This is a genomic window from Cellulomonas sp. ACRRI, assembly GCF_022346185.1.
GTDB lineage: Bacteria > Actinomycetota > Actinomycetes > Actinomycetales > Cellulomonadaceae > Cellulomonas.
On record NZ_JAKRMS010000158.1, the window covers coordinates 1 to 8,069 of the forward strand.

7 protein-coding genes are annotated in these 8,069 nt (G+C 74.7%); 1 reads left to right on the forward strand and 6 read right to left on the reverse strand.

Going from position 1 to position 8,069, the window contains the following annotated elements; all coding sequences use genetic code 11:
- Positions 1-50: 50 nt before the first annotated feature.
- The gene (locus MHY85_RS18995; protein ID WP_239199546.1) at positions 51-911 is read right to left on the reverse strand and encodes an ABC transporter permease subunit; all 861 of its coding nucleotides are present in this window, start codon (positions 909-911) and stop codon (positions 51-53) included.
- Entirely contained in the window at positions 908-1,864 is a 957-nt protein-coding gene (locus MHY85_RS19000; protein WP_239199549.1) for an ABC transporter ATP-binding protein, read from the reverse strand. The genes MHY85_RS18995 and MHY85_RS19000 overlap by 4 nt, the downstream gene beginning before the upstream one ends.
- Before the next feature lie 268 nt (positions 1,865-2,132).
- On the opposite strand from MHY85_RS19000, the gene MHY85_RS19005 reads away from it, so the two are divergent.
- On the forward strand, positions 2,133-2,996 hold the full coding sequence (locus MHY85_RS19005) for a Bax inhibitor-1/YccA family protein (protein ID WP_239199552.1): 864 nt from the start codon (positions 2,133-2,135) through the stop codon (positions 2,994-2,996).
- 122 nt (positions 2,997-3,118) lie between these two features.
- Here MHY85_RS19005 and MHY85_RS19010 read toward each other — a convergent pair whose 3' ends face one another.
- From MHY85_RS19010 to kduI, 4 genes are read right to left on the reverse strand one after another with little or no spacing between them, the layout of a single operon-like run.
- Positions 3,119-4,594, reverse strand: coding sequence for a tagaturonate reductase (locus MHY85_RS19010; protein ID WP_239199555.1), 1,476 nt, complete (start codon positions 4,592-4,594; stop codon positions 3,119-3,121).
- Positions 4,591-6,036 carry a glucuronate isomerase gene (uxaC, locus tag MHY85_RS19015; RefSeq protein WP_239199558.1) on the reverse strand — a complete coding sequence of 482 codons (1,446 nt, stop codon included), beginning with the start codon at positions 6,034-6,036 and terminating at the stop codon, positions 4,591-4,593. The genes MHY85_RS19010 and uxaC overlap by 4 nt, the downstream gene beginning before the upstream one ends.
- Positions 6,033-7,202 carry a glycoside hydrolase family 105 protein gene (locus MHY85_RS19020; protein ID WP_239199561.1) on the reverse strand — a complete coding sequence of 390 codons (1,170 nt, stop codon included), beginning with the start codon at positions 7,200-7,202 and terminating at the stop codon, positions 6,033-6,035. Before MHY85_RS19020 ends, uxaC begins: the two co-directional genes overlap by 4 nt.
- 11 nt (positions 7,203-7,213) lie before the next feature.
- On the reverse strand, positions 7,214-8,044 hold the full coding sequence (kduI, locus tag MHY85_RS19025) for a 5-dehydro-4-deoxy-D-glucuronate isomerase (protein ID WP_239199565.1): 831 nt from the start codon (positions 8,042-8,044) through the stop codon (positions 7,214-7,216).
- Positions 8,045-8,069 lie beyond the last annotated feature (25 nt).

The window sequence follows — 8,069 nt, forward strand, 5'->3', positions numbered from 1 at the left end:
GCCCCGCCCCGGCGATCCGGGACGGGGCCGCCCGAGGGCTGCGGCGCCGGTCAGGCGTCGCGGCGCCGCACCAGGACGAGCGCGGCGCCGAGGAGCACGACGCCCCACAGCACGAGCACGCCGTAACCCTGCCAGGGCGTCAGCACCGCGACGTCGCTGGCCGCCCGGAGCGCGTCGATGCTCTCGGTGGAGGTCGACAGCACCTGGAAGCCGGCGTTGGACGGCAGGAACGGCGCGGTCTCGGCGAGCACCCGGATGTTCGGGAAGGCCGAGAACAGCGTCTCCACGACCAGGAACACGCCGAACACGGTGGCGAGAGCCGCGGCGGACACCCGCAGCAGCGCGCCGATCGCGAACGAGAACAGCGCGACGCCCATCAGGTACAGCGGCATGGCGATCAGCACCCGGCGGTGGACCTCGTCGGACAGGTCGATCGCGTAGGCGTCGCCGAGCGACGGCGTGATCAGGGCCCAGGACAGCAGCGTGGCGAGCGCACCGGTGACGAAGGCGACGACCAGCACGACCACGGCCTTGGCCAGGATCGCGCCGACCCGCCGGGGCGCGGCGGCGAACGTGGAGCGGATCGAGCCGGTGGAGTACTCGCCGGTGATCGCCAGGACGGCGAGCACCGAGATCACGAGCTGGCCGATCATGATGCCGCTCTGCACGAAGCTGGGACCCACGGTCGCGCCGGGGATGCCCATCTCCTCCGGGCTGACGTTCTGCAGCGTGAAGTAGGTGCCCATCCAGGTGAACCCGGCCTGGGCGAGGATCGTGATGCTCACGACCCACCAGGTCGAGCGCAGGGTCCAGAGCTTGATCCACTCGGAGCGGACCAGCTTCGGGAACGTCACGCGGGGCGCGTCGACGCGCGCGGGGCGGACAGGGGCGGTCGCGGTCGCGGCGCTCATCGCCGGGCCTCCTCGGGGGTCGGGGCGGTCGCGGTGCCCGCGGTGCCGGCGGCGGTGGAGTGGTACTCGACCGCGTCGGCGGTCAGGGACATGTAGGCGGACTCGAGCGAGGCGTGCACCGGGGTGAGCTCGTGCAGGACGAGGGCGTTCGCGGCGGCGAGCTCGCCGACGGCGCGGGCGTCCGTGCCGGTGATCTCCAGCAGACCCGCCTCGACCGAGGTCACGGTGACGTCCGGCGCGGCGAGCAGCTCGGCGAGCCGGGTGGCGTGCGGGCTGCGCACCCGCACGGACTTGCCGGCCGCGCCGGCGACGATGTCGTCCACCGGGGCGTCGGCGATGATCCGGCCGCGGCCGATCACGAGGATGTGGTCGGCGGTCAGCGCCATCTCGCTCATGAGGTGCGAGGACAGGAAGACGGTCCGGCCCTCGGCGGCGAGGTGCTTGACGAGGTTGCGCACCCACAGCACGCCCTCGGGGTCGAGGCCGTTGACCGGCTCGTCGAGGATCAGCGTGCGCGGGTCGCCGAGCATGGCGGCGGCGATGCCGAGCCGCTGCCCCATGCCGAGCGAGAAGCCGCCGACGCGCTTGCGGGCGACCTGGCCGAGGCCGGTCATCTCGATGACCTCGTCGACGCGCTTGCGGCCGATGCCGTGGGTGGCGCCGAGGGCGCGCAGGTGGTTGGTGGCCGAGCGTCCGGAGTGGACGGCCTTGGCCTCGAGCAGCGCGCCGACCTCGGTCAGCGGGGACGTGAGCTGCGCGTAGGGGCGGCCGTTGACGGTGACGGTGCCGGACGTGGGCCGGTCGAGGCCCATGATCATCCGCATCGTGGTCGACTTCCCGGCGCCGTTCGGGCCGAGGAAGCCGGTGACCTTGCCGGGCTGGACGGTGAAGTCGATGCCGGCGACGGCGGTCTTCTGCCCGTATCTCTTGGTGAGTCCGTGGGCCTCGATCATGGTGTCCTCACAGGGGTGGTCTCCAGGTACGGCACGAACCTACGGACCCGCGGGCCCCGGCGGAACGACCGCGCGGCCGATTCCGCGGACCGGTCCGCTCGCCCGCACGGCCGACCCCGTCCGTCGTGGGGATGACCCGCCCCCGCCGCAGGTCGGCCGCGGGGATGGTCCTGGCCGGGTAGCGGCCCGCGGGAACTTCCGGTGCGGTCGCGGCGTTCTAGGCTCAGTACCACTGCCGGCTCGATCGCGAACCGACCATGGAGGACCGATGACCAACCCGGTGTTCAACAACAGCGCCGTGTTCGGCGACCCGCGCGCCCGGGGCGCCCGGGGGAACCGCGCGCCGCAGACGACGGCGCAGCCCGGCGCGTACGGCGCCACGGCCACCGGGCCGGTGATCGAGGCGCAGTCGCTGGAGCAGATGTACGGCGCGCCCGCCGCCACCACCCGGGACACCGGCCGGCTGACCTACGACGACGTCATCATCAAGACCGGCGGGCTGCTCGCGCTGCTCGTCGCGGTCGCGGCGGTGACCTGGAACGCCGCGCCCGGCCTCTGGCCGCTCGGCGCGGTCGTCGGCCTGGTGCTGGGCCTGGTCAACGCGTTCAAGAAGAACCCGAGCCCGCTGCTCATCACGCTGTACACGGTCGCGCAGGGCGTGTTCCTCGGCGGGATCAGCCTGGCGTTCCAGAACATGACGATCGACGGCCAGGGCGGCTTCCAGCCGATCGTGTTCCAGGCGGTCGTCGCGACGATGGCGACCTTCGCCGCCGCGCTGTTCCTGTTCAAGTCGGGCAAGGTGCGCGTCACGCCGAAGTTCACGCGCTGGCTGCTGATCTCGATGGTCGGCTACCTGGCGTTCTCGCTGGTGAACGTCGGGCTGTCGTTCTTCGTCGACAGCGCCGGGTTCGGCCCGCTCCGGGACGGCCCGTTCGGCATCATCATCAGCCTGGTCGCCGTCGGCCTGGCCGCCGCGAGCCTGATCATGGACTTCGACGCGATCAAGCGCGGCGTCGAGCAGGGCGTCCCGGCGAAGTTCGCCTGGTCCGCCGCGTTCGGCCTGATCGTCACGCTGGTCTGGCTGTACCTGGAGATCCTGCGGCTCCTCGCGATCCTCCGCGGCGGCGACTGACCCGCGGCGCGCACGCACGACGGCCCGCGTCCCCCCGAGGGGGCGCGGGCCGTCGTCGTCCCGGCCGGGCGGGCCCTCCGCCCCGCCCGGCCGGGACGGTCCCGACCCGCGGCGGCGGGCGGTCAGCCCGCCGCCGCGAGCAGGTCCGTCAGCGCCGCCCCCGCGCCGCCGTGCAGCATCGCCGCGGCGTAGCCGGCCACCTCGGCGACGAGGCGCTCCAGCCGCGGGTCGTCGGCCGGCAGCATCCCGGCGCCGACGACCAGCGCGCGGACCCACCCGGCCGGGTCGCGGTCGTCGCAGGCCCGCGCGAGCGCCAGCAGTCCGGGGTCGTCGGCCGGCTCGAACCCCGGCGGCCCGAGCCGCCCGGAGTCCAGCACCAGCAGCGCCGCGAGCGCGAACGCCGTCGCCGGCGCCTCCCGGCCGTCCTGCCACGCCTCCAGCAGCACGGGCAGGTTCCGCGCGCGGTACTTCGCGAGCGCGTTGAGGGCGATGTCGGCGAGCCGGTGCTGCAGGAACGGGTTGGTGAACCGCTCGCGGATGGTCGCGGCGAACCGGCGCAGCGCCTCCGGGTCCCCGGTGAGGGACGGCAGGACCTCGCGGTCGAGCAGCAGGTCGAGGTAGCGCGCGACGTCCGCCCGCGCCACCGTCTCCCGGACGCCGACCTCGCCGAGCAGCAGCCCGAGCGGGGTCAGCGCCGTGTGCATCCCGTTGAGCACCCGGACCTTGCGGTCCCGGGACGCCCGGACGTCGGGCAGGAACTCGACGGGCTGGCCGGCACGGTCCAGCGGCAGCACGTCGCGCAGCGCGGGGTCGCCGCCGACGGCCCACAGGCCGTAGAGCTCGCCCTTGACGACGAGCCGGTCGGCGTAGCCGATCTGCCGGTGCACGTCGGCGATCTCGTCCCGGGGGTAGCCGGGCACGATCCGGTCGACCAGGGTGTCGTGGAACGAGCAGGCCCGCTCGACCCAGTCGACGAACGCGGCCGGCAGGTCGTTCGCCGACGCGTGCGCGAGGACGTAGCGGCGCAGGGTGCCGGCGTTGTCCTCGATCAGCTCGCAGCACACGACGTGCAGGCCGGCCGCGGGGTCGCCGCCGAAGTGCCGGAACCGGTCCAGCAGCAGGGCGGTGACCTTGGCGGGGAACGACGCCGGTGGCGTGGCGGCGAGGTCGTCGCCCTCGACCCAGGCGATGCCGGCCTCGGTGGTGTTGGACACCAGGACCCGCAGGGACGGCTCGAGGTAGGTCGCGCGGTAGGCGGCGAACTCCTCGTGCGCCCGCACCACCCGCTGGATCGCGGTGACCCGGGTGACCTCCCGCACCGGGGCGCCGTCGCGGACCCCCTCCAGGAGCACGTGGTAGATGCCGTCCTGCTCGCGCAGCAGGTCGAGCGCGCGGTCCGGCCCGGGGGTGGCGTGCACGACGGCGACCCCGTCGCGGGTGACGCCGGCGTCGTTGGCGCCCTGGATCATCTGGTCGACGAACGCGCGCAGGAAGTTCCCGGCGCCGAACTGCAGGACGGTGAGGGGCAGCTCCTCCCGCGGCACGGTCGTGGCGTCGGGGACGGGGAGCCCGGCGGTGCCGGGCGGGGTGGTGGTCATGAGGCCTCGTAGGCGCGCAGGGGCAGGTGGTAGGCGAGGTCGGCCGCGGTGTCGACGGCCTCGTCGAGGTCGAGCCGGTGCTCCACGACGAGCCTGGCCAGGTACCCGGCGTCGACGCGGCGGGCCAGGTCGTGCCGCGCCGGGATCGACACGAACGCGCGGGTGTCGTCGACGAACCCCGAGGTGTTGGCGAACCCGGCGGTCTCGGTCACCGCCTCGCGGTACCGGCGCATGGCGTCCGGGGCGTCGAGGAACCACCACGGCGCGCCGAGCCGGACCGACGGGTAGACGCCGGCCAGCGGGGCCAGCTCGCGGGAGAAGGTCGACTCGTCGACCGTGAACAGGATGGTCCGGAACCCCGGGTGCCGGCCGAAGGCGGCCAGCAGCGGGCGCAGCGCGCGGGTGTACTCGGTCGCGACCGGGATGTCGTAGCCCCGGTCCGGGCCGAACGCCGCGGCCACCGCCGGGTCGTGGTCCCGGAGCACCCCCGGGTGCAGCTGCAGCACCAGACCGTCCTCGGCGGCCATCGCGGCCATCTGGAACAGCATGTGGCCGGCGAAGGCGGCGGCGTCCGCGGCCGGGACCTCCCCGCGCAGCGCCGCGGCGAACACCCGCTCCGCCTCGGCGTCCGGCAGCGGGGTCGTGCCGGTGGCGAGGAGCCCGTGGTCGGAGGCCCGGGCGCCGGCGGCCTTGAACCGGGCGCGCTGCACCCGCAGGGCCTCGAGGTACCCGGGGTACGACTCGACGTCGGTGCCGGCGGCCGCGCCCAGCCGGTCGAGATCGGCCCGCCAGCCCGGTCGGTCGACGGCGAGCAGGGCGTCGGGGCGGAACGTCGGGAGCACCCGGTGCCCGAGCCCGTCGGCGGCGAGGCGGGCGTGCGCGTCGAGCGTGGACCAGGCCGGGTCGGTGGTGCTGATGACCTCGATGCCGAACCGGTCGAGCAGCGCCCGCGGCCGGAACGCCGGGTCGTCGATCGCGGCCTGCACCCGGTCGTAGAGCGCGTCGGCGGTCGCGGCGCTCGGCCGCTCGGTGACGCCGAAGATCTCGACCAGCTCGGTCTCCAGCCAGAACCGGGTCGGGGTGCCCCGGAACAGCGGCCACCCGGCGCAGAACCGGCGCCAGATCGCCCGCGGGTCCGTCTCGGGTGCGGCGCCGGTCCCGCCGCGCACGGGGGCGACGCCGAGCTGCTCGATGCCGGCGCCCTGCGAGGCCAGCATCCGGACCAGGTAGTGGTCCGGCACGACGAGCAGCTGGGCCGGGTCCGGGAACGCGGCGTCGTCCGCGAACCACTCGACCGGCACGTGCCCGTGCATCGCCACCAGCGGCAGGTCGCGGGTGGCGCGGTAGATCTCGCGGGCGACCGGCCGGGTGACCGGGTCGGCCGGCAGCGCGCGGTCGGGGTGCAGCGTCCAGGCGCCCGCCGGGCGGGCCGGGGCGGTCACCGGGACGCCCCGAGGCCGTGCCGCCGGTCCATCTCGGCCGCGAGCAGCAGGAACGGGCCGACGCCCTTGTGGTCGTTGGTCACGATCGGCTCGCTCATGTAGTACGCGTAGCTGCCGTCCCGGTAGGGCTGCCCGCCCAGGCCCGCGACGTGGCACATCCGGTGGACGTTCACCCAGCCCTGGGCGTCGACGGACAGGAACTGCTCGGTGGCGTGCGCCCAGCCGGCCTCCAGCGCCCGCTCCCAGTCGTCGCCGGCGAGGTGGCCGAGCCGCAGGGCCTTGGCGATCGCGGCCAGCACCATGAACGAGCCCGAGGACTCCAGGTAGTTGAGCGGCCGGTCGCCCTGGTCGGGGATCTGGAACCACAGGCCCGTGCGCGGGTCGCGCACCCGCAGCAGCGCGGCGAGCACGTCGGTGAGCTGCGCTCGGATGCGCTCGCGGCCGGGGTGCTCGGCCGGCAGGTGCTCGAGCACGTCGGCCATCGCCATCACGAACCAGCCGAGCGCGCGCAGCCACACGTGCGGCGACCGCCCGGTCTCCGGGTCGGCCCAGCCCATGCGGCGCGACTCGTCGCAGGCGTGCCGGCACAGGCCCGAGGGGCCCTCGACCGTGAGGTCGTACGCGGTGGTGAACTGCAGCACGACGTCGTCCAGCAGGTCGGCGCGGCCGGCCAGCACGCAGTACCGGGCGTAGAACACCGAGCCCATGTAGAGCCCGTCGAGCCAGACCTGGTCGGGGTAGATCTGCTTGTGCCAGAACGTGCCGGCCCGCAGGCGCGGCTGGCGGAGCAGCTGCTGGAACAGCCGGTCCGCGGCGAGCCGGTACCGCCGGTCGCCGGTCTCCTCCAGCAGGTCGAGCACGGCCTTGCCGTTGTTGACGTGGTCGAGGTTGTACTCGGCGCGGGAGTACCCCAGGATCGAGCCGTCCTCGCGCACGAAGTGGTCGAGGTTGCGCCGGATGTACGCGGCGTACCGCGGGTCCCCGGTGAGCCGGTGCACGGCCCGGAGGCCGTCGAGCACCAGGCCGTCCTCGTACTCCCAGCGGTCGCGCGGGTTCACCTGCGGCTCCCGGGCGAGGAGCGTGTCGGCGCCGAGCACCGCCCACCGGGTGCGCGGGGTGCCGTAGCCGCGCCCGGTCGGGGCGGCGGGGGCCGTCTGCGTCGTCATCGCGTCCCCGCTCAGGCCAGCGCGGCCGGCGGCACGGCGTCCATGTCGTCGAAGGCCTGGTTCTCCCCGGCCATCGCCCACACGAACGAGTACGCCGCGGTGCCGACCCCCGCGTGGATCGACCAGGACGGCGAGATGACGGCCTGCCCGTCGGCGACGACGAGGTGCCGCGTCTCCTCCGGCCGGCCGAGCAGGTGGATCACCCGGGCGTCCTCGGGCAGGTCGACGTAGAGGTAGCACTCGGTGCGCCGGTCGTGGGTGTGCGCCGGCATCGTGTTCCACATCGAGCCCGGGTGCAGCGTCGTCACGCCCATCATCACCTGGCAGGTGCGGACGCCGTCCGGGTGCAGGTACTGGCGCAGGGTCCGGCGGTTCGACGTCTCCTGGTCGCCGAGCTCGCGGACCGTGCCCTCCTCCGGCAGCACGCGCGCGGCGGGGTACGCGGTGTGCGCGGGCGCCGAGACGAGGTAGAGCCGGGCGCCGGAGCCCGCGGCGGCGTCGGCGAACGTCACGTCCCGGACGCCGCGGCCCAGGTAGAGGCAGGCGCGCGGCGGCAGCTCGTACGTCGTCCCGTCCGCCTCCACCACGGCCGGGCCGCCGACGTTGACGATCCCGACCTCGCGGCGTTCCAGGAAGTGCGTCGCGCGCAGGCCGTCCGGCGCCTCGAGGGGCAGCCGCCGCCCCGCCGGGACGGCGCCGCCGAGCACGACGCGGTCGTGGTGGGTGTGGACGAGGCGGACCTCGCCGGGGACGAACAGGTCGGGCACGAGGTACCGGGCGCGCAGCCCGGCGGTGTCGAGGCCGGCGATCTGGTCGGGGCCGGTGGCGTAGCGGTTCTCCACGAGGGGGCCTTCCTGGGGTCGGTGG

What these genes read in the sequence shown, in the direction of transcription:
- MHY85_RS18995 (WP_239199546.1), bottom strand. Translation starts at nt 911, where the DNA reads ATGAGCGCCGCGACCGCGACCGCCCCTGTCCGCCCCGCGCGCGTCGAC.
- MHY85_RS19000 (WP_239199549.1), bottom strand. Translation starts at nt 1,864, where the DNA reads ATGATCGAGGCCCACGGACTCACCAAGAGATACGGGCAGAAGACCGCC.
- MHY85_RS19005 (WP_239199552.1), top strand. Translation starts at nt 2,133, where the DNA reads ATGACCAACCCGGTGTTCAACAACAGCGCCGTGTTCGGCGACCCGCGC.
- MHY85_RS19010 (WP_239199555.1), bottom strand. Translation starts at nt 4,594, where the DNA reads ATGACCACCACCCCGCCCGGCACCGCCGGGCTCCCCGTCCCCGACGCC.
- MHY85_RS19020 (WP_239199561.1), bottom strand. Translation starts at nt 7,202, where the DNA reads ATGACGACGCAGACGGCCCCCGCCGCCCCGACCGGGCGCGGCTACGGC.